Source organism: Bacillus sp. COPE52 (assembly GCF_003355115.1).
Classification (GTDB): Bacteria; Bacillota; Bacilli; order Bacillales; family Bacillaceae_G; genus Bacillus_A; species Bacillus_A toyonensis.
The window spans coordinates 1,157,710-1,177,931 of record NZ_CP031292.1; the positions used below are offsets into that span (position 1 = coordinate 1,157,710).

At 38.1% G+C, this 20,222-nt stretch carries 20 protein-coding genes; 10 read left to right on the plus strand and 10 right to left on the minus strand.

The window, feature by feature from the left end; translation table 11 throughout:
* The first annotated feature begins 174 nt into the window (after positions 1 to 174).
* The 5 genes from DPQ31_RS05770 to DPQ31_RS05790 all read left to right on the plus strand — a co-directional run bounded on the left by DPQ31_RS05770 (position 175) and on the right by DPQ31_RS05790 (position 9,170).
* The gene (locus tag DPQ31_RS05770; RefSeq protein ID WP_000347508.1) at positions 175 to 768 is read left to right on the plus strand and encodes a TVP38/TMEM64 family protein; all 594 of its coding nucleotides are present in this window, start codon (positions 175 to 177) and stop codon (positions 766 to 768) included.
* 182 nt (positions 769 to 950) lie between these two features.
* Positions 951 to 1,514, plus strand: a complete 564-nt coding sequence (gene lepB / locus DPQ31_RS05775; protein WP_000751914.1) for a signal peptidase I — start codon at positions 951 to 953, stop codon at positions 1,512 to 1,514.
* 116 nt (positions 1,515 to 1,630) lie between these two features.
* Positions 1,631 to 5,146 (plus strand): helicase-exonuclease AddAB subunit AddB, encoded by a 3,516-nt coding sequence (gene addB, locus DPQ31_RS05780; RefSeq protein ID WP_098711136.1) that lies wholly within the window; start codon positions 1,631 to 1,633, stop codon positions 5,144 to 5,146.
* Complete coding sequence (addA, locus tag DPQ31_RS05785) at positions 5,143 to 8,868, plus strand: helicase-exonuclease AddAB subunit AddA (protein WP_097958864.1); 3,726 nt, start codon at positions 5,143 to 5,145, stop codon at positions 8,866 to 8,868. The genes addB and addA overlap by 4 nt, the downstream gene beginning before the upstream one ends.
* A 23-nt stretch (positions 8,869 to 8,891) precedes the next feature.
* On the plus strand, positions 8,892 to 9,170 hold the full coding sequence (locus tag DPQ31_RS05790; RefSeq protein ID WP_097958866.1) for an RNA polymerase alpha subunit C-terminal domain-containing protein: 279 nt from the start codon (positions 8,892 to 8,894) through the stop codon (positions 9,168 to 9,170).
* An 88-nt stretch (positions 9,171 to 9,258) separates the two neighbouring features.
* On the opposite strand, the gene gerPF is transcribed toward DPQ31_RS05790, so the two are convergent.
* The 7 genes from gerPF to DPQ31_RS05825 all read right to left on the minus strand — a co-directional run bounded on the left by gerPF (position 9,259) and on the right by DPQ31_RS05825 (position 11,521).
* Positions 9,259 to 9,474 (minus strand): spore germination protein GerPF, encoded by a 216-nt coding sequence (gerPF, locus tag DPQ31_RS05795; protein WP_001141566.1) that lies wholly within the window; start codon positions 9,472 to 9,474, stop codon positions 9,259 to 9,261.
* A gap of 42 nt (positions 9,475 to 9,516) precedes the next feature.
* The gene (locus tag DPQ31_RS05800) at positions 9,517 to 9,903 is read right to left on the minus strand and encodes a spore germination protein GerPE (RefSeq protein WP_000902326.1); all 387 of its coding nucleotides are present in this window, start codon (positions 9,901 to 9,903) and stop codon (positions 9,517 to 9,519) included.
* A 15-nt stretch (positions 9,904 to 9,918) separates the two neighbouring features.
* Positions 9,919 to 10,113 carry a spore germination protein GerPD gene (gerPD, locus tag DPQ31_RS05805; protein ID WP_001052804.1) on the minus strand — a complete coding sequence of 65 codons (195 nt, stop codon included), beginning with the start codon at positions 10,111 to 10,113 and terminating at the stop codon, positions 9,919 to 9,921.
* Between the two features lie 6 nt (positions 10,114 to 10,119).
* Positions 10,120 to 10,734 carry a spore germination protein GerPC gene (gene gerPC / locus DPQ31_RS05810; RefSeq protein ID WP_001070753.1) on the minus strand — a complete coding sequence of 205 codons (615 nt, stop codon included), beginning with the start codon at positions 10,732 to 10,734 and terminating at the stop codon, positions 10,120 to 10,122.
* Between the two features lie 68 nt (positions 10,735 to 10,802).
* Positions 10,803 to 11,009, minus strand: coding sequence for a spore germination protein GerPB (gene gerPB, locus DPQ31_RS05815; protein ID WP_001012514.1), 207 nt, complete (start codon positions 11,007 to 11,009; stop codon positions 10,803 to 10,805).
* Between the two features lie 14 nt (positions 11,010 to 11,023).
* The gene (gene gerPA, locus DPQ31_RS05820; protein WP_001111187.1) at positions 11,024 to 11,245 is read right to left on the minus strand and encodes a spore germination protein GerPA; all 222 of its coding nucleotides are present in this window, start codon (positions 11,243 to 11,245) and stop codon (positions 11,024 to 11,026) included.
* Between the two features lie 96 nt (positions 11,246 to 11,341).
* Positions 11,342 to 11,521, minus strand: coding sequence for an aspartyl-phosphate phosphatase Spo0E family protein (locus tag DPQ31_RS05825; protein WP_000462852.1), 180 nt, complete (start codon positions 11,519 to 11,521; stop codon positions 11,342 to 11,344).
* Positions 11,522 to 11,768: 247 nt separating this feature from the next.
* Here DPQ31_RS05825 and DPQ31_RS05830 point away from each other — a divergent pair, with 247 nt between their 5' ends.
* Positions 11,769 to 12,668, plus strand: a complete 900-nt coding sequence (locus DPQ31_RS05830; protein ID WP_176519418.1) for a fumarylacetoacetate hydrolase family protein — start codon at positions 11,769 to 11,771, stop codon at positions 12,666 to 12,668.
* A 34-nt stretch (positions 12,669 to 12,702) separates the two neighbouring features.
* Here DPQ31_RS05830 and DPQ31_RS05835 read toward each other — a convergent pair whose 3' ends face one another.
* Together DPQ31_RS05835 and rocD are read right to left on the minus strand one after the other, a co-directional pair.
* Complete coding sequence (locus tag DPQ31_RS05835; protein WP_208731673.1) at positions 12,703 to 12,984, minus strand: hypothetical protein; 282 nt, start codon at positions 12,982 to 12,984, stop codon at positions 12,703 to 12,705.
* Positions 12,985 to 13,093: 109 nt separating this feature from the next.
* On the minus strand, positions 13,094 to 14,284 hold the full coding sequence (gene rocD, locus DPQ31_RS05840; RefSeq protein WP_000616647.1) for an ornithine aminotransferase: 1,191 nt from the start codon (positions 14,282 to 14,284) through the stop codon (positions 13,094 to 13,096).
* A gap of 150 nt (positions 14,285 to 14,434) precedes the next feature.
* Here rocD and DPQ31_RS05845 point away from each other — a divergent pair, with 150 nt between their 5' ends.
* Entirely contained in the window at positions 14,435 to 14,800 is a 366-nt protein-coding gene (locus DPQ31_RS05845) for a YisL family protein (RefSeq protein ID WP_000233490.1), read from the plus strand.
* A gap of 57 nt (positions 14,801 to 14,857) precedes the next feature.
* Here the strand turns inward: DPQ31_RS05845 and DPQ31_RS05850 are convergent, their stop codons facing one another.
* A complete protein-coding gene (locus DPQ31_RS05850) occupies positions 14,858 to 15,412 on the minus strand; it encodes a DUF2777 domain-containing protein (protein WP_000616037.1) in 555 nt (184 codons plus the stop codon).
* A gap of 240 nt (positions 15,413 to 15,652) precedes the next feature.
* Between DPQ31_RS05850 and asnB the strand changes: the two genes are divergently transcribed.
* The 3 genes from asnB to katB all read left to right on the plus strand — a co-directional run bounded on the left by asnB (position 15,653) and on the right by katB (position 20,174).
* Positions 15,653 to 17,500, plus strand: coding sequence for an asparagine synthase (glutamine-hydrolyzing) (gene asnB, locus DPQ31_RS05855; protein ID WP_000333956.1), 1,848 nt, complete (start codon positions 15,653 to 15,655; stop codon positions 17,498 to 17,500).
* A gap of 190 nt (positions 17,501 to 17,690) precedes the next feature.
* On the plus strand, positions 17,691 to 18,650 hold the full coding sequence (hemH, locus tag DPQ31_RS05860) for a ferrochelatase (RefSeq protein ID WP_208731674.1): 960 nt from the start codon (positions 17,691 to 17,693) through the stop codon (positions 18,648 to 18,650).
* 57 nt (positions 18,651 to 18,707) lie between these two features.
* Complete coding sequence (gene katB / locus DPQ31_RS05865) at positions 18,708 to 20,174, plus strand: catalase KatB (protein WP_001069169.1); 1,467 nt, start codon at positions 18,708 to 18,710, stop codon at positions 20,172 to 20,174.
* Positions 20,175 to 20,222: the final 48 nt, after the last annotated feature.

The following is a 20,222-nucleotide window of genomic DNA, read 5'->3' on the forward strand; positions in this document are numbered from 1 at the left end:
CTTCATATCCTGTCGAATATTGAAAGATTATCATAGCTAAATAATGAAGGAATTCTAATGAAGGACATGGAAACTTAATAATTACATCTCCATATGTCGTATCTACCATTTCCTCTTTCAGAAAAGCAATGATACAGTAGAGGTAGTAATTAGAGTAAAGGGGTAAAGTGTAGAATGGATTTTCAGTCAATCAAAGAGTATTTTTCACCAGAAAATATGGATCATATTGTTGAAAGTTATAAGGCGTTCGGACCGCTTCTTGGCATCGGTTTGCCGATGATAGAGGCACTTATTCCAGCATTACCACTTATTGTGTTTGTACTAGCGAATGCTGTTGCATTTGGATTTTGGCTGGGTTTCCTTTATTCATGGCTTGGATCAGTAATCGGTGCTATGCTTGTTTTTTTCATTATCCGCCATTTTGGACGAAGCCGTTTCTTTTCTTTTGTAAATAAGCATGAGAAAGTGCGGAAGGCAATGGGGTGGATTGAAAGGAAAGGATTCGCGCCAGTGTTTGTTATATTTTGTTTTCCGTTTACACCGTCTGCGCTTATAAACGTTGTAGCTGGTTTATCTCGCATTAGCGTAAAACAGTTCGGACTTGCGCTCGCATTCGGAAAGCTTGTGATGATTTTTATTTTAACGTACATCGGTCATGATTTAATGTCGTTTATTCATAAGCCGGTGAAATCAGTTATTGTAGCGATTGTTATTTTTATTTTATGGTATGTCGGTAAAAGAATTGAAGTAAAGTTAGAACTACATTAAGAATAGTCTTCTTTGTCCCACTATTTGAGGGCCGTGAAACTCCCTCCAAAAAATTCGGCTGAAGCAGAGAAGTTAGGTGGGGATCAAACTGCCCGATCGGTGCGGGATGAACAAAACCCCCACCGATTAAGTTTCACTTTATAAATGCAAGCTTCATTATTAAAGGGTAAGGGGAGAAGCGGATGAAGAAAACTTTGAAAAAAGAAGGCCTAGAGTGGATACGAACAATTTTAATTGGTGTACTATTAGCTGTATTTTTTCGAACGTTTTTCTTTTCAACGTACGTTGTAGAGGGGAAGTCAATGATGCCGACATTGCAAGATGGTAATATGCTCGTTGTAAATAAGGTGAGTTATCAAGTGGGGGACTTGAACAGGTTCGATGTCGTCGTTTTTCATGCGAATAAAAAAGAAGACTATGTAAAGCGAATTATCGGTTTACCTGGAGACCATATTGAATATAAGCATGATAAGTTGTATATAAACGGTCAATTTATTGATGAGCCTTATTTAGAGAAGTACAAGAAAGAGATAAATGGAAGGCAACTAACAGGTGATTTTACATTAGAAGAGTTAACGAAAGAAAAGGTGGTGCCAGCTGGTCATATTTTTGTAATAGGCGATAACCGCCTTGGGAGCTGGGATAGTAGACACTTTGGCTTTGTGAAGGCTGATACAGTTGTCGGTAAAGTCGATTTACGATATTGGCCAATTCAAGAGGTGCAAACGAATTTTTCAAAAGGTTGATATAATGAAGTAGAAGTATAGAAAAGACAAACAACTCCGTTTGTCTTTTTTCTTGTACTATAATACAATTATAGTAGCAAACTAACGTTCGTTGTGTAAGTGAAAGGTGGGGTTACATGTCACTTCGATTGGTGATTGGTAGAGCGGGAAGTGGAAAGAGTACACTTTGTTTACGAGAAGTGCAAGAAGAGTTAAAACAGCGCCCGAGAGGCAAAACAATATTATATCTTGTGCCAGAACAGATGACATTCCAGACGCAGCAGGCGTTAATTGAAAGGGAGGATGTAAGAGGTTCTATTCGGGCACAAGTTTTTAGTTTTTCACGATTAGCTTGGAAGGTGTTGCAAGAAGTTGGCGGAGCGAGTCGTCTTCATATTGATGAAGCGGGTGTGCATATGTTACTTCGTAAAATTGTAGAATCTCGTAAAGATGGATTATCGGTGTTCCAAAAAGCAGCGGAGCAAAACGGTTTCTTTGAGCATCTTGGCAGTATGATTGCGGAGTTTAAACGCTACAATGTGACGCCATCTAACGTATATGAAATGTGGCAACAATTAGATGCGCATAGTAGCAGTGCTGAGCAAAAGTTATTAGCGAATAAAGTATATGATTTACAGCTATTATATGATGATTTTGAACGTGCTTTAATCGGGAAGTATTTAGATTCAGAAGACTATTTACAATTGCTAGTGGAAAAGCTTCCGCAGTCTGAGTATGTAAATGGTGCTGAAATTTATATAGATGGGTTTCATTCATTTTCTCCGCAAGAACTTGAAATTGTAAGACAGCTCATGATTTGTGGAGCGAGAGTCACAATTACGTTAACGATAGATGAAAAAACATTAGCGCAGCCAGTGAATGAACTGGATTTATTTTATGAAACGACGTTAACATATGAAAAAATAAAACAAGTAGCGCGTGAAGAGAAAATAGAAATTGAAAAAACAATTCCACTTATGGAACAACCGCGTTTTCATTCTCCGGCATTAGCTCATTTAGAAACGCATTATGAAGCGCGTCCGAATGAAAAGTATTATGATGAAGCAAGTGTAACAATTAGTACAGCGGCGAATTTACGAGCTGAAGTAGAAGGGGTTGCTCGTGAAATTCGTAGACTTGTCGCGGATGAAACGTATCGTTACCGAGATATTGCAGTACTTCTTCGTAACGGGGAAAGTTATTACGATGTGATGCGAACGTTATTTACAGATTATAATATTCCACACTTCATCGATGAAAAACGCCCGATGTCACATCATCCATTAGTAGAGTGTATTCGTTCTGCCTTAGAAATTATTAGCGGAAATTGGCGTTATGACGCGGTGTTTCGCTGCGTGAAAACAGAGCTTTTATATCCATTAGACGTAAGGAAAGAAATGATGCGTGAAGAGATGGATGAGTTCGAAAACTACTGTTTAGCGTACGGTGTACAAGGGAAGAGATGGACTTCTGAGGATCCGTGGATGTATCGCCGTTACCGTTCACTTGACGATACAAACGGAATGATAACAGATATTGAACGTGAAATGGAAGAGAAAATAAACAGGCTGCGTGACGTTGTAAGAACGCCAGTTATTCGCATGCAAAAAAGGTTAAAGCGTGCGGGAACAGTGATGCAAATGTGCGAAGCGGTTTACTTATTTTTAGAAGAACTTGACGTTCCAAAGAAGTTAGAAGAATTACGTATACGTGCAGAAGAGAGCGGAGATTTCTTATTTGCAACAGACCATGAACAAGTATGGGAAGAAGTAATGAGCCTTCTTGATACGTTTGTAGAAATGCTTGGTGAGGAGAAGATGTCACTATCTATGTTCACGGACGTTATGTCGACAGGACTTGAGGCACTTCAATTCGCTAACATTCCGCCATCATTAGATCAAGTATTAGTTGCTAATATTGATCACTCCAGGTTATCAAACGTGAAAGCAACATTCATTATCGGCGTAAATGAAGGCGTCATACCAGCAGCACCGATGGATGAAGGGATGCTTTCTGATGAGGAAAGAGAAGTTCTTGGTGCGGCAGGAATTGAACTCGCGCCAACGACGAGACAAACTTTATTAGAAGAGCAGTTCGTTATGTATCAGATGATAACGAGAGCGTCTGAGAAATTATATATTTCATGCCCACTTGCAGATGAAGAAGGAAAGACATTACTTGCATCTAGCTTTATTAAGAAAATAAAAAGAATGTTCCCTAATGTGAAAGACTCGTTTATTACGAATGACGTAAACGACTTATCGCGTTCGGAACAAATTTCATACGTAGCAACGCCAGAAGTGACGTTATCTTATGTCATGCAGCAACTACAAACGTGGAAGCGATACGGATTTGAAGGGAATCTAGATTTTTGGTGGGACGTCTATAACTTCTACGTCACTTCGGATGAATGGAAACAAAAAAGTAGTCGCGTGTTATCAAGTTTATTCTATCGAAATCGTGCGCAGAAACTAAGTACGGTAGTAAGTAGAGATTTATACGGAGATAAAATAAAAGGAAGCGTTTCTCGTATGGAACTCTTCAACCGTTGTGCGTACGCTCATTTCGCGCAGCACGGTTTATCGTTAAGAGAGCGTGATATTTTTAAACTAGATGCACCAGATATCGGTGAACTATTCCATGCAGCACTGAAGAGAATTGCAGACAGGCTATTACGCGAAAACCGCACTTGGGCGGATTTATCAATAAAAGAGTGTGAGCATCTTTCTGTTTTAGTAATAGAAGAAATCGCACCGTTATTACAAAGACAAATTTTATTAAGCTCAAATCGTCATTTCTATTTAAAACAAAAACTACAACAAATCATTTTCCGTACGTCAATCATTCTTCGTGAACACGCGAAGTCGAGTGGTTTCGTACCAGTTGATTTAGAGGTGCCATTCGGTATGGGCGGTACGGGATCGCTTCCGCCGATGGAATTCTCATTACCAAATGGTGTGAAGATGGAAGTTATCGGCCGTATTGACCGTGTGGATAAGGCTGAAGATGAAAACGGAACATTCCTTCGTATTATTGATTATAAATCAAGTTCAAAAGCGTTAGACTTAACGGAAGTGTATTACGGATTGGCACTTCAAATGTTAACGTATTTAGATGTCGTTACTACAAATGCACAAACGTGGATGAAAAAAGGCCACGCAGCATCACCTGCTGGTGTACTGTACTTTCATATTCATAACCCGATTGTTGAAATGAAAGGTGACGCATCTGAAGCTGAAATTGAAAAAGAAATTTTAAAGAAATTTAAAATGAAAGGCCTCGTACTAGGAGATGCTGACGTTGTTCGTTTAATGGATAATAAACTTTCAACAGGAAGTTCAGATATTATTTCTGCTGGTCTGAAAAAAGACGGTAGTTTTAGTGCACGTTCTAGCATTGCAAGTGAGCAAGAGTTTAACGTGCTGCAAAAATATGTACACCATACGTTTGAAAATATCGGAAAAGACATTACAGAAGGTGTTATTGATATTGCTCCTTACAAAAAGGGGAATAAAGCGGCATGTACGTTCTGTAACTTCAAATCTGTCTGTCAGTTTGATGAATCACTTGAAGATAATCAATTCCGTACGTTAAAAGATATGAAAGATAGTGAAGCGATGGAGAAAATTAGAGAGGAGGTTGACGGAGAATGATAGAAAATTGGCCTAAAAAACCAGAAGGTAGTCAATGGACAGATGACCAGTGGAAAGCCGTTGTAGCGAATGGACGTGACATTTTAGTCGCAGCAGCAGCTGGATCGGGAAAAACAGCAGTATTAGTTGAACGTATGATTAAAAAGATTATTAATGAGGAAAATCCAGTCGATGTCGATCGCCTGCTCGTTGTGACATTTACGAATGCAGCGGCGCAAGAGATGAAAAATCGAATTGGAGAAGCGTTAGAAAAAGTACTAATTGATGAGCCAGGATCTCAGCATGTAAGAAAACAGCTGAGCCTATTAAATAAAGCATCTATTTCAACGATCCATTCATTTTGTTTACAAGTAATTAGAGGGTATTACTACATGCTTGATGTTGATCCTCGTTTTCGTATTGCAAATCAAACAGAAAATGAGTTGTTAAAAGAAGAAGTGCTAGATGACATATTAGAAGAAGAGTATGGAATCGAAGATAATAGTATTTTCTTTGAATTAGTTGATCGCTATACGAGTGACCGTAGTGATGATGACTTACAAAGAATGATTTTAGCGCTTCATACAGAATCAAGAGCGCATCCAAATCCGGAAAAATGGCTCGATAAATTAGTAGAAGCATACGACGTGGAAGGAAAGACAATTGAAGATTTAGTGTATGCTTCTTACCTATTAGAAGATGTGAGATTCCAGCTTGAAACAGCGGAACAACATATTCGTAAAGCAACCGAACTCGCAATGCTTCCTGACGGCCCGGCGCCTCGCGTTGAAACCCTGCAAGCGGATGCAGCTTTACTTGGAATGTTATCATCAGCAGCTCGTGAATCGTGGACAAGCGTGTATGAAGCGATGCAAAACGTATCGTGGCAAACGTTAAAGCGTATTAAGAAAAGTGATTACAACGAGGATGTTGTAAAACAAGTAGACTCTCTTCGTAATAAAGCGAAAGATGAAGTGAAGAAATTACAAGAAGAGTTATTTAGCCGCAAACCTGAAAGTTTCTTACGAGATTTTCAAGATATGCATCCTGTATTAGAAAAACTCGTGAAGCTCGTAAAAGTATTTACAGAGCGTTTCCAAGCGATGAAGCGAGATAAAGGAATGGTTGATTTCACAGATTTAGAGCATTTCTGTTTGCAAATTTTAAGTGAACAAAGTGAAAATGATGAAGTGAAGCCATCAGCAGTAGCGCTTCAATATCGTAATAAATTTGCAGAAGTACTGGTCGATGAATATCAAGATACGAACTTCGTACAGGAATCCATTATTAAATTCGTAACGAAAGATTCTGAGAGTGAAGGGAACTTGTTCATGGTTGGTGACGTAAAACAGTCAATCTACCGTTTCCGACTAGCAGAACCAGGCTTATTCTTAGGAAAGTATAAACGCTTCACGCAAGAAGGATCGGGCGGCGGTATGAAGATTGATTTAGCGAAAAACTTCCGTAGTCGTCATGAAGTACTAGCAGGTACGAACTTTATTTTCAAACAAATTATGGGCGAAGAAGTTGGAGAGATTGACTACGACGCTGACGCTGAATTAAAACTAGGCGCTAGTTATCCAGAAGGTGAAGATGTAGCGGCTGAATTATTATGCATTCAGCAAACGGAAGAAGAAGTACTAGAGGGTGAAGAAGGTACGGAAGTCGAAAAGGCGCAACTGGAAGCTCGTCTTATGGCGCAGCGCATTAAAGCGATGGTCGATTCAGGTTATGAAGTGTATGACCGAAAAACGGATAGTATGCGACCAGTGCAATATCGTGATTTCGTTATTTTACTTCGCTCTATGCCGTGGGCACCGCAAATTATGGAAGAGTTAAAACTACAAGGAATTCCAGTATATGCAGACCTTGCGACTGGTTACTTTGAAGCGACAGAAGTAAATATTATGATGAACGTATTCCGCGTTATTGATAATCCGATGCAAGATATTCCACTTGCAGCAGTACTTCGTTCACCGATCGTTGGATTAAATGATGAAGAACTTGCGACGCTTCGTGCTCACGGAAAGAAAGGGTCATTTTATGAAGTAATGAGCTCATTCTTAAAAGGTGCACCGCTTGAAGAAGAACAAGAACTTCATGAAAAACTAGAATGGTTTTATAACTTACTGCAAGGATGGCGTGAATTCGCGCGCCAACAATCACTTTCTGATTTAATTTGGAAAGTGTACGGTGAGACAGGGTATTATGACTTTGTCGGCGGTTTACCAGCTGGAAAGCAAAGGCAGGCAAACTTGCGTGTATTATATGACCGCGCAAGGCAATATGAAGCAACATCATTTAGAGGATTATTCCGCTTCTTACGTTTTATTGAACGTATTTTAGAACGCGGTGACGATATGGGGACGGCGAGAGCTCTTGGTGAACAAGAAGATGTTGTTCGCATTATGACGATTCATAAAAGTAAGGGACTTGAGTTCCCGGTCGTATTTGTAGCTGGACTCGGTCGTCGTTTTAATACACAAGATTTAATGAAACGTTTCTTACTGCATAAAGACTTCGGTTTCGGTTCACAGTTCATTGATCCGCGTAAACGAATTAAATATACGACATTATCACAGCTTGCAATTAAACGTAAAATGAAAATGGAATTAATTGCGGAAGAAATGCGCGTATTATACGTAGCTTTAACGCGTGCAAAAGAGAAGTTAATTTTAATCGGAACAGTTAAGGATGCAAATAAGGAAATGGAAAAATGGCTCGATGCGAGGGAACATAGTGAGTGGTTATTACCAGATCACATACGTGCTGGAGCGTCTTGTTATTTAGACTGGATTGCACCTTCATTATATAGACATCGTGATAGTGAAATGCTTCTTGAATTAGGACAAGGAAGTATTCCAGATGAAATGTACGGGTATGACACTAGCTGGAAAGTAGAAGTTGTGGACGGTAACACGCTACTTGCACCAGAGCCAGTTCAAGAAGAGAAACAAGAGTTGTTAGAAGCACTTCGTGAGAAAAAGGCTGTGCCATTACAAAGTGAACGAAAAGAAGAAGTGTACGATAGGTTAATGTGGAAGTACGGGTATGAGGAAGCAACCTCTCATCGTGCGAAGCAATCCGTTACAGAAATAAAGAGAAATTATCAGTCTGAAGAAGGCAGCGATAACGCCTTTATTAAAAAACTACGTGCACCAATTAAAACACGTCCGCGCTTTATGGAGAAAAAAGGGTTAACGTACGCAGAGCGTGGGACGGCAGTCCATACCGTTATGCAACATGTAGATTTGAAGAAGCCGATTACGGTTGAAGTTCTTCAAGAACAAATTGCTGGAATGGTAAATAAGGAATTATTAACATTCGAGCAGGCGGAAGAAATAGCGATTGAAAAAGTAATTTCATTCTTTGACAGTGACTTAGGTAAAAGGGTATTAGCGGCGAAAAGTGTTGAGCGTGAAGTTCCATTTACGATGATGCTATCAGCAGAAGAAGCATATCAAGATTGGCAAGGGAATAGCGGGGAATCGATTCTTGTCCAAGGGGTTATCGACTGCATGATTGAAGAAGAAGATGGTATTACGCTAATCGATTTCAAAACAGATACGATTGAAGGTAAATTCCCAGGCGGATTTGAACAAGCAAAACCAATTTTAGAAGATCGCTATAAAGTGCAGCTTTCGTTATATGCAAAAGCACTCGAAAAAAGCTTACAACATCCTGTGAAAGAGAAATGCTTATACTTCTTTGATGGGAATCATGTTGTGAAAATTGAGGAATAGACAACAGAAAGGGGCTATAAAAAATGACAACGTTAAGAACTTGTGAACAGGGACACGAGTACTATAAAAGTAGCGATTGTCCAACTTGCCCAACCTGTGAGAAAGAGAGAAAGCCAAAAGAAGGTTTTCTCTCTCTTCTTTCAGCGCCAGCAAGAAGGGCATTAGAACACCATGGAATTCAAACTGTAGAAGAACTCTCAAAATATAGTGAAAAAGAAATTTTAAAACTGCATGGTATGGGACCTGCGTCTTTGCCGAAGCTTAGGAAGGCTTTGGAGGAGAGCGGGTTATCATTTAAATAAATGGTGATGTGATGAATAATTTTCAAAGAAAAGATCCGTTACTATTTCATATAAAAAAGAGGTGTCACCTATAGGAGACACCTCTTTTTTATGCCGTTCCAATCTGGTCTTGATCTGCCACATCAGAATCAAACGTATTTGTTGCACTAACGCCGTTAAAAGTGTTGACGACAAATCCGACATTAGAAGCTCCGGACCCGTTATAAGCTTTCGTGTTTTCTTTCGGAGACACGTTATAAAAATCTCCTAAATTGAAAGAACCGTTACTGTTTTGAACGACGAGATTTCCAACAACAGAAGGCATACCATCCACCTACTTTACTAAGCTTTTTAATTACTATATGAATTATTGAGCGGAAGGTTCATCCGTAATATATTGGCGGATTTGCATAATACGAGAGTTATTAAAAACATAATCAACATTTCCGATTTGAAAGCAACCAGAATTTAAAAGTGTTCGCAATTCAACGTTATTTACTTCAATAAAAGGGCATTCATTTATAATATTTAATTTGACATCTGTCGTTCGCTTTGGGATTGTAATGTGTTCATCTGTAAAGATTTCAAATGCATCTAAGCGCCCTTCACCTTTTATATAACAAGGGATTTCCCTGTGGACGGCAAGAGCTCTACTTTTTAATTCCATTTGATTTGCATCTCCAACTTGAAATACAGCAGTAATCCCTAAAGAAATAATAGAAACATTTTGGACAATAGACACATGATGTAACATAATTTCTCAGTCTCCTTAACCTGGAGTAGGAGGGACATCTGTTACTAATGGTACAAATGGACCCTCTGTAACAGTTTCAAACGGTGTATCAAGAATAGAAGATAAAATGAGGAAATTTGCATCCCCAATTAAAAAGAGAGCGGACGAAGATACACCGTTCATTTTAATCTGTCCGACTTTTAACTCACGATTTACAACGTTAAGATTCATACATACTTACTCCTTTCGGAAATTTCCCGGTATGTGCTGAATAAAGGATAGAAAGGCTTTGTCGATATCTTGTTTCATTGCTTGAATAATGAGGTCTCGTAAATAATCTGGATCCGTTGAAATACCTTCATATGATTGAGCTTGTGATAAATAATAAGGAAGTCTATGCTCCATCTGTTTTTTTATGTCATCAACCATCATTTGTCGATACATTTCATCAAGCGGTGTTCTCTCTTCTTGTTCAAAATGGAGAATTCGATTATATGCTTCTTCATCTAAGTAGCGATGCATTTCTTGAAGGATACCTTGATAAAAGTCAGGGTTGGTGTCAGTTTCAGGATTGACCTTCAATGTTTCTGTATCAACTTGAAAATCTTCAATTTGTTGTCCTTTTGTTGAAAATGGATTTAAACCAATATTTAAAGTGCCATTTAAATTTTCGACTTTTAATTGATCGAATTTGTATTCCACTTTTCCTATAGAAGAGGAGGGGCGACTTTTTAATTCATTAAGCTCTTCTTGTAATTGGCGGACTTGATCTTCTAGGCTAAGGATGGTTGCTTGTTGTATTTGGAGAGCTTGCTGAAGTTGGTGTAAGTAAGTATATATATCTTGATTCATTTTGTGAAACCTCCTTTTCAATAGGGAGGGTAAATATATTCCTGCTATATATTTATGACAAGGATGCCTTAAGAAGAACTATTTGATGGTTTGATAGAAATAATTTGTCCTTTCGCCTGTAATGGGCGAAGAGGCTCTGTAAATCCACCCGTATTTGAAAATTTAGATAGAGCTTTAATACTTCCGGCTGTACCAATTTGGAATACAGAAGAAGTCGTAATGCTATCGATTCTAATACTGTTAATGATAATACTTTGGTTCACGTAAAAATTCAATGCAATTGCCTCCTTTAAGTTGAACCAATTATCGCTTGATCGATTACATCTGAATCATTGACAGTCGTTGCGCTTTGATAATTGTAGACAGAAACATTATCTCCAACGTTAAAAGAGCCGGCCCCAGCGAAAGCACGTGAATAACTAATAGGCCTAATCGCAAATACATCTCCAATGTGAAAAATACCACTTGACCCAATATTGACGATACGAATATGTCCGACCATAGCTGGCATATAAAACACCTTTCGTTTTTAAAATTTTCTTTTCTACTATTGTATGGGCGTTTTCAATAAAATGTGTGTTTTTTTGAAATAAAAGAAACACACACGTTATTGCGTGTGTGTATCGAGTGTTTGATTATGGTGAAAATTCGTATGTACATGCCAAATTACATTTAAGAGCCTGTCCAGTTCTTGGCTACAATCCACTGTTTTTTGAGAAGTCATTCCGTAGCGTTCAGCAAAATAGATCATTTTTTCACGTTTTTTTTCAATAGCTTGCTCAAACATTGAAATCGGCTCCATCTCTAAATGAAATTTTTAGTATATATGTAGTACATATTATACAAAAATCGCATAAAAAAGAAACAACTTCGCTAAAAAAAGTAAAAATTCTACATTTTATGTCAAATAATGAATGAGTAACGAATAAGGCGTGAGAAGAATATTGTAAAAATTAGCGTGCATGAGAAGGTTTTTTTCTTATAGATGCGAATACAATTAAATGGTATGAGTTTTAGGATGGAGAGTGGAAATATTGCGTTTTGTAACGGCGAAGAAAGAGGAAAAGGTATTTGTAGGTATTGTAGACGAAGAGGAAGAAAAAGTACTGCACTTAAGAGAAGCGCAAAGACAAAAAGGGGAAAAGGTTACGATTCCGATTACAATGTTAGAGTGTATTGAAAGAGGGACTGAATGTCTTGAGAAAATATGTGAAATTGTACATTGGGCAAAGGAAAATGAAGGGGTAGCGTATTATCCGTTAACAGAGGTGAAAATATTAGCACCAATTCCAAGGCCAAGAAAGAATATACTTTGTGTTGGGAAAAACTATCGTGAACATGCAATCGAGATGGGCGGAGTAGAGTCTATTCCGGAAAATATAATGATTTTTACGAAAGCACCAACAACAGTTATTGGAATTGATGAGAAAATCAATGGGCATTCCCACGCAACGAATGAACTAGATTATGAAGGGGAACTAGCTATTGTTATTGGTAAGCGCGGGAAGCAAATAAAAAAAGAAAAAGCGCTAGACCATGTTTTCGGATATACAGTTATAAATGATGTAACCGCTCGTGACATTCAAAGGAAACATAAACAGTTTTTCCTTGGGAAAAGCTTCGATACGTTTTGTCCGATGGGACCGTATTTAATGCATAAATCAATGGTTGAAACGCCGAACGCATTACACATCGAAACAGTAGTAAATGGAGAAGTAAGACAAACTTCAAACACAAATAAAATGATTTTTTCAATTGAAGAAATTATTTCAACGATAAGTAAAGGGATGACATTAGAACCAGGCGATATTATCGCAACAGGAACGCCGGCTGGTGTCGGAAAGGGCTTTACACCACCGAAGTTTTTACACGCTGGTGATGAAGTGGTCATTACAGTAGAGGGAATTGGTACTTTGCGAAATGTAGTGAAATGAAGAAAAAAGCTATCTTGTATAAAGATAGCTTTTTCTATGGTCTCGGGTTATAGAGGTAATCGATAACGGCAAAAGTGTAAAGACCAATTAATGCAAGTGTACAAATGCCAAATAATATAACCGCAAGTGCGCTTTTTTCTCGTCCAAATCCAATAATAGTAAGAATAACAGCAGTCCAAAATGATGCTTTCAGTAGTGTGAGTGTAGTAGGAGTTGAGTAATGAAACCATGTTGTGGAAAGGATGAAACCAAAGAATGTAACTAAAATAAAAGCTGTAGCTAAATAGTTAATATGTTTACCATATCTTAATAGCATGTCGCACCTCCTTCTATGAATAAAAAACAGAAAATTACAATTAAACTTTAATATAAATCACTATAAAAGGAAAGAGGTTGTCCTAACGTGTAGGACAACCTCTCTATCATTACGATAAAACAGCTTTAATTTTTTGGAATGCCCACTCTAAATCTTCTTCAGAGATTACTAGAGGTGGTGCGATACGAATTACATTTTCGTGTGTTTCTTTACATAACAGACCAGCTGCTTTTAGTTGTTCACAGTAAGGACGAGCTGGCTCGTTTAATTCGATACCGATGAATAAACCTTTACCGCGAACGTCAGTGATCATTGGGTTATCAATTTCTTTTAATTGCCCAACTAATTTTTCTCCTAATTGAAGAGAACGCTCTGTTAATTTTTCTTCTTCTAACACTTCAAGAGCTGCGATAGAAACAGCACATGCAAGTGGGTTACCACCGAATGTAGAACCGTGAGAACCTGGCTCGAATACACCTAAAATGTCGCGGTTTGCTGCAACGCAAGAGATTGGGAATACGCCGCCACCAAGTGCTTTACCAAGTATGTACATGTCAGGAGTTACATCGTCCCAGTCGCAAGCAAATACTTTACCAGTACGGCCTAAGCCTGTTTGGATTTCATCTGCTACAAATAAAACGTTTTCTTTTTTACATACTTCAAGAGCTTCTTTTAAGAAACCAGCTGGTGGAATGTTAATTCCTGCTTCACCTTGAATTGGCTCTAAAATGAATGCTGCTGTATTTGGTGTAATTGCAGCTTTTAACGCTTCTAAATCACCGTAAGGAATTACAATAATGCCAGGAAGCATTGGACCGAAGCCACGCTTGTACTCTTCGTTTGATGACATAGAAACAGCACCCATCGTACGTCCGTGGAAGTTATCTTCACAAACGATGATTTCAGCGCGGTTTGCTTCTACTTTTTTCACATCATAAGCCCAGCGGCGAGCTGTTTTAATTGCAGTTTCAACAGCTTCTGCACCTGTATTCATTGGAAGTACCATTTCTTTATTAGTTAGTTTCGCAACTTTTTCGTACCAAGGGCCTAATTGATCACTATGGAAAGCACGAGAAGTTAACGTAACACGATTAGCTTGGTCAATTAAAGCGTTAATAATTTTTGGGTGACGATGACCTTGGTTAACTGCAGAATATGCACTTAATAAGTCCATATAGCGATTTCCTTCAGGATCTTCTACCCAAACGCCTTCTGCTTTAGAAATAACGATTGGAAGTGGGTGATAGTTATTTGCTCCGTATGTGTCTGTAAGTTCGATAATATCCTTAGTTTGAATCATGATTGTTCCCCCTTTTGTTATTACAAGAAGTTTGTAAATACTCTAAATATTATATCATTTAAATGTAAAAAAGCGAAACATTTCCTGAAAATAAATGAACATGTTATCATATAGAGTGAAAAAGTGTGAAAAGAGGAGGTAGGGGATACGATGGTACATATGCATATTACAGCATGGGCGTTAGGTTTAATTTTATTCTTCGTTGCGTATTCACTTTATTCAGCAGGAAGAAAAGGGAAAGGTGTACATATGGGGCTTCGTCTTATGTACATTATCATTATTGTGACAGGTTTCATGTTGTACATGGGTATTATGAAGACTGCAACAAGTAACATGCACATGTGGTACGGTTTAAAAATGATAGCTGGTATTTTAGTTATCGGTGGAATGGAAATGGTTCTTGTGAAAATGAGCAAGAATAAGGCAACAGGGGCAGTTTGGGGATTATTTATTGTCGCACTAGTAGCGGTATTTTACCTTGGACTGAAATTACCGATTGGTTGGCAAGTATTCTAATAAAAAATAAAACCACCGTATCTCTCAAATGTTTGGGGGATACGGTGGTTTTTATTTTTATGTCGCATCGATATGCAACTCTTCTCCATTTACTTTCGTAAAACGGAAAATATTTTTATTTGAAGAAGAGTGACGAACGAAATGGTGCTGCAGTGTACAGATCATCTCTTCATTATCAAATAAAAGAATATTTACTCCCTCGCATGCTTCCTCTTTCGGTAAGAAGGATAAATAATTATGGCAATACATGCAATCATATAGAGAGTAATGAAGTGATTGCAATGATTCTGTTAATAACGCAAAAACAGAATCGGGTAATTCCTCAAGCCATTCATGATAGCTAAGGAGTAATTTTTTACGAATGCGTATCATTTCCCCGTTTTGGAGGGGATGTTGTTCATTTGCGATTTGCAATATGTTTTGTTCATAAAAACGAGCTGGTAGCCAGTTGTTGTTATATAAAACCTCAAAGCCATCTTCGGCAATATCTTCTAATAAAAATGCTTCGTCATTTTCATCATCAAAGAATACCCATTCATTGTTTATATATTCTACATTACCGACTGAATGAGCACGAGGCTGGTTATATAAAATATGTTTACGTTGTATCATACACGATTTCTCCTTTATGAAAAGTAGTTATTCTTGTTATAGACAGTTCGCGCGTTCTTTATAACTAGACACATCCGGACATAGGTGGGCATACAATAAAACACGTTTTACTGAGTGAAATTACTATTCCGTATACGGATGGTAGGTTATCGTCAAGTTTGTCATTTTTTTGTATCCGCACTTTTAGAGTGGGGATTACTGCACGTTCAGGAAAAGTAATAAGATGGAAGGATGATTTATATGTGCGGGATTACAGGATGGGTGGATTATAAACGCTCATTAGAAGGAGAAAGGGCCGTCGTTATGAAGATGGCTGAGACGTTAGCGAAGCGTGGCCCAGATGATAATAAAGTTTGGATTAAGGGTAATGTCGCGTTTGGGCATAAACGGTTAATCGTTGTTGACCCTGAGGGTGGTAAACAGCCGATGACTTGTTTAAAGGATGAAGCGAATTATGCAATTTGCTATAACGGCGAACTTTATAACACGGAAGACATTCGAAAGGAGCTTTTAAGAAGAGGATATACGTTCAAAGGTCATTCTGATACGGAAGTATTATTAGCATCGTATATTGAATGGAAAGAAGAATGTGTCGATCATTTAAACGGTATATATGCGTTTGCTGTATGGGACGAACGGAAAGAACAAGTATTTATTGCAAGAGATCGATTAGGTGTAAAACCGCTATTTTATAAATATGATAGTGGACGATTACTATTTGGCTCAGAGTTAAAAGCGATACTAGCGCATCCTGATGTGAAGGCTGAAGTAACGTTAGAAGGGTTATCAGAAATATTCGGCCTCGGACCATCTAGAACGCCTGGTCACGGTATTTATGCTGGTATAAAAGAATTACGACCGGGCCACGCAATGACATTTTCAAAAAATGGTTTATGTATATGGAGATATTGGAATGTAGAAAGCAAAAAACATGAAGATTCCTTTGAAGAAACAGTAGAGAAAACACGCTTTTTATTACAAGATGCTATTACAAGGCAACTCGTTTCTGATGTACCGTTATGCACTTTTTTATCAGGTGGTGTAGATTCAAGTGCTATAACAGCAATTGCTGCAAAAGAATATGAAAGATCAGGGAAAGGGCCATTACACACGTATTCTATTGACTATGAAGATAATGAAAAATATTTTAAAGCAAATGCATTCCAACCCAATTCAGATGCGCCGTTTATTAACTTAATGACTGAAACGTTTCAAACGACTCACCATCGTTGCGTCATTTCAAATGAACTGCTAGCAGAGTGTTTAACAGAAGCGGTGCTCGTTCGTGATTTGCCTGGTATGGCAGATATCGATTCCTCATTATTATGGTTTTGCCGCGAAATTAAACAAGACTTTGTCGTCGGTTTATCTGGAGAATGTGCAGATGAAATCTTCGGTGGGTATCCGTGGTTTTATAGAGAAGATGATTTACAATCAAGTGCATTCCCATGGATGCGCTCTACAGAAGCACGTGAACAACTTCTGAAGAAAGAATGGAGAAGTAAATTAAATTTACAACAATATGTACAAAGGCGCTATGAAGAATCCATTCAAGAAGTTCCTATTTTAGAGGGAGAAAGCCCACTAGAAGCGAAGAGACGACAATTATTTTATTTAAATATGGTATGGTTTATGACAACATTATTAGACAGAAAAGACCGCATGAGTATGGGAGCAAGCTTAGAAGTGCGCGTTCCATTTGCGGACCACCGACTTGTCGAATATGCGTGGAATATTCCTTGGGAAATGAAAATGTATGAAAACCGCGAAAAAGGTCTATTGCGTAAAGCTTTAGAAGGGATACTTCCACATGACATTTTATATAGAAAGAAGAGTCCTTATCCGAAAACGCATAACCCGCATTATACAAAAGCGGTAACAGTATGGCTACAGGATTTATTAACGGATAAAGGCTCAATTTTGCATGAATTGTTTGATAAAGAGCAATTGAATGGATTAATCCACTCAGGCGGAAGTGCATTCCAAACACCTTGGTTCGGTCAATTAATGACTGGGCCGCAACTTCTAGCTCATTTAGCACAAATTCACGTTTGGTTTAAAGAGTATGGGGTAAATATTAAAGAATAGCAAAAAAGCGGCTTACATGTACGTGAGCCGCTTTTTTTATTAAATAAATTGTCATATAAAATTAAAAACTACCTTATAAATAATATTTATTTAGAATTATTATTTTGACGTACTTATTATTGCTTGTTATAATTGGAAACAAACGTTCTTGAAAAAGATTCTCATTTTCAAAAATTGAGGTGTGAAATAGATGGCAAAGAAAAAAATAGGTTTACTCGTAATGGCGTATGGAACGCCGGAGTCATTGGATGATGTAGAAGCGTATTATACACATATCCGTCATGGGCGTAAGCCAACAGAAGAAGCGCTCCAAGATTTAATCGGGCGTTATAAAGCAATTGGTGGAATATCACCGCTTGCGAAAATTACGAAAGAGCAAGCGCATAAATTAACGGATTCAATGAATAATATATTTACAGAGTATGAATTTACTTGTTACTTAGGATTAAAACATATTGCACCATTTATAGAAGACGCAGTAGAAGAGATGAAGAAAGGTGGGATTGAGCATGCGATTAGTATCGTATTAGCACCGCATTACTCTACATTCAGCATTAAAGCGTATAATGAACGCGCGATTCGTCTTTCGGAAAAAATTGGTGGCCCTGTTATTGAACCAATTGAACAATGGTACGACGAATCGAAGTTTATTTCCTATTGGGCAGATCAAATAAAAGAAACGTTTACAAAAGTTAAAGATAAAGAAAAAGCAGTCGTAATTTTTTCGGCGCATAGTTTACCAGAGAAGATTATTGCAGCAGGTGACCCATACGTAGAGCAATTACGGCAAACAGCAGATTTAATTGCTACAGAAGCAGGTGTAAAGCACTATACAATTGGTTGGCAAAGTGCAGGAAATACACCAGACCCATGGATTGGACCAGATGTGCAAGATTTAACGAGAGATTTATTTGAAGAGCATGGATATGAATCTTTCGTATATTGCCCAGTTGGATTTGTGGCAGAGCATTTAGAAGTTTTATATGACAACGACTATGAATGTAAGGTTGTAACGGAGGAATTAAACGCCCAATATTTTAGACCGAATATGCCAAATGCACAACCTGTATTTATTGATTGTTTAGCTGAAATTGTTTCCAAAAAAATGAAGGGAATAGTTGACAAAGATTTAGTTTTGAATAATAATTAGTTTATAATAATTTTAAATAAATAATAATTACTACGAAAGAAAGAGGAGGATCCCCAGATGAATCCAAATAATCGCTTAACAACAAACCAAGGTGCTCCAGTTGGAGATAATCAAAACTCTCGTACAGCTGGTCGCCGTGGACCGGTATTGTTAGAAGACTATCATTTAGTAGAAAAACTTGCACATTTTGATCGTGAACGTATTCCAGAGCGTGTTGTGCATGCGCGTGGTGCAGGTGCTCACGGTGTATTCGTAACGAAAAACAGCATGAAGCAATATACGAAAGCCGCATTTTTACAAAATGAAGGAACTGAAACGCCTGTATTTGTTCGTTTCTCAACGGTTATTCATGGTCAAGGTTCTCCGGAAACAGCTCGTGACCCACGTGGGTTCGCTGTTAAATTTTATACAGAAGAAGGAAATTACGATATCGTAGGTAACCACTTACCAGTCTTCTTCATTCGTGATGCAATTAAATTCCCTGATATGGTGCATTCTTTAAAACCAGCACCTGATACAAACATTCAAACGCCAGATCGTTACTGGGATTTCATGACGTTAAGTCCGGAATCTACACATATGATGACGTGGGTATTTTCTGATTACGGTACACCAGCGAGTTATCGTGAAATGGAAGGTTTCGGTGTCCATTCATTTAAATGGATTAATGCAGAAGGTAAAATCGTCTACATTAAATATCACTGGAAACCACAGCAAGGTGTACGTAACTTAAATGCAAAAGAAGTGCAAGAAGTGCAAGGGAAAGACTTCAACCATGCAACTCGTGACTTGTTCGATGCAATCGAAAAAGGAAATTATCCGAAGTGGGATTTACACGTACAAGTGATGCAACTAGATGAAACGGATTCTTTAGACTTTGATCCACTAGATCCAACGAAAGTATGGCCCGAAGATCGTTTCCCATTAATGGAAGTAGGAACAATGACGTTAAATCGTAATCCGAAAAACTTCTTTGCGGAAGTAGAACAAGTGGCGTTCTCTCCGAGTGCAACTGTAAATGGTATTGAACCATCTGAAGATAAATTATTACAAGGACGTTTATTCTCTTACCCAGATACACAGCGTTATCGCCTTGGTGCAAACTACTTACAAATTCCTGTAAACTGCCCATATGCAGCTGTTCATAACCAACAACGTGATGGTGCAATGCAAGTAAATCAAAACCCATCTACGGTAAACTACGAACCGAGCCGTCATACGGAAAATCCGGTTGAAGATCCAACTTACCGCGATTCAACTATGAAAGTAGAAGGCTACGTATCTCGTGAAAAAATTGAGAAACCAAATGACTTCAAACAAGCAGGGGAGCGTTACCGTTCATTTTCTAAAGAAGAGCAAGATAACTTAATTGCAAACTTAACAAACGACTTAAAAGACGTAAATGAGCGCACGAAATTATTAGCTGTTTGTAACTTCTTCCGTGCAGATCAAGAGTACGGTATGCGTTTAGCTCAAGCGTTAAATGTTGATATTACGCAATATGTAGGGAATGCTCCGAAATAAATAGAAAAAGACGACCGGTTTTCGGTCGTCTTTTTATGTGTAAAATAA

Bases quoted from the DNA above. Each gene is read 5' to 3' on its own strand.
- DPQ31_RS05770 (WP_000347508.1), top strand. From the start codon at position 175: ATGGATTTTCAGTCAATCAAAGAGTATTTTTCACCAGAAAATATGGAT.
- lepB (WP_000751914.1), top strand. From the start codon at position 951: ATGAAGAAAACTTTGAAAAAAGAAGGCCTAGAGTGGATACGAACAATT.
- addB (WP_098711136.1), top strand. From the start codon at position 1,631: ATGTCACTTCGATTGGTGATTGGTAGAGCGGGAAGTGGAAAGAGTACA.
- addA (WP_097958864.1), top strand. From the start codon at position 5,143: ATGATAGAAAATTGGCCTAAAAAACCAGAAGGTAGTCAATGGACAGAT.
- DPQ31_RS05790 (WP_097958866.1), top strand. From the start codon at position 8,892: ATGACAACGTTAAGAACTTGTGAACAGGGACACGAGTACTATAAAAGT.
- gerPF (WP_001141566.1), bottom strand. From the start codon at position 9,474: ATGCCTTCTGTTGTTGGAAATCTCGTCGTTCAAAACAGTAACGGTTCT.
- DPQ31_RS05800 (WP_000902326.1), bottom strand. From the start codon at position 9,903: ATGTTACATCATGTGTCTATTGTCCAAAATGTTTCTATTATTTCTTTA.
- gerPD (WP_001052804.1), bottom strand. From the start codon at position 10,113: ATGAATCTTAACGTTGTAAATCGTGAGTTAAAAGTCGGACAGATTAAA.
- gerPC (WP_001070753.1), bottom strand. From the start codon at position 10,734: ATGAATCAAGATATATATACTTACTTACACCAACTTCAGCAAGCTCTC.
- gerPA (WP_001111187.1), bottom strand. From the start codon at position 11,245: ATGCCAGCTATGGTCGGACATATTCGTATCGTCAATATTGGGTCAAGT.
- DPQ31_RS05825 (WP_000462852.1), bottom strand. From the start codon at position 11,521: ATGTTTGAGCAAGCTATTGAAAAAAAACGTGAAAAAATGATCTATTTT.
- DPQ31_RS05835 (WP_208731673.1), bottom strand. From the start codon at position 12,984: ATGCTATTAAGATATGGTAAACATATTAACTATTTAGCTACAGCTTTT.
- rocD (WP_000616647.1), bottom strand. From the start codon at position 14,284: ATGATTCAAACTAAGGATATTATCGAACTTACAGACACATACGGAGCA.
- DPQ31_RS05845 (WP_000233490.1), top strand. From the start codon at position 14,435: ATGGTACATATGCATATTACAGCATGGGCGTTAGGTTTAATTTTATTC.
- DPQ31_RS05850 (WP_000616037.1), bottom strand. From the start codon at position 15,412: ATGATACAACGTAAACATATTTTATATAACCAGCCTCGTGCTCATTCA.
- asnB (WP_000333956.1), top strand. From the start codon at position 15,653: ATGTGCGGGATTACAGGATGGGTGGATTATAAACGCTCATTAGAAGGA.
- hemH (WP_208731674.1), top strand. From the start codon at position 17,691: ATGGCAAAGAAAAAAATAGGTTTACTCGTAATGGCGTATGGAACGCCG.
- katB (WP_001069169.1), top strand. From the start codon at position 18,708: ATGAATCCAAATAATCGCTTAACAACAAACCAAGGTGCTCCAGTTGGA.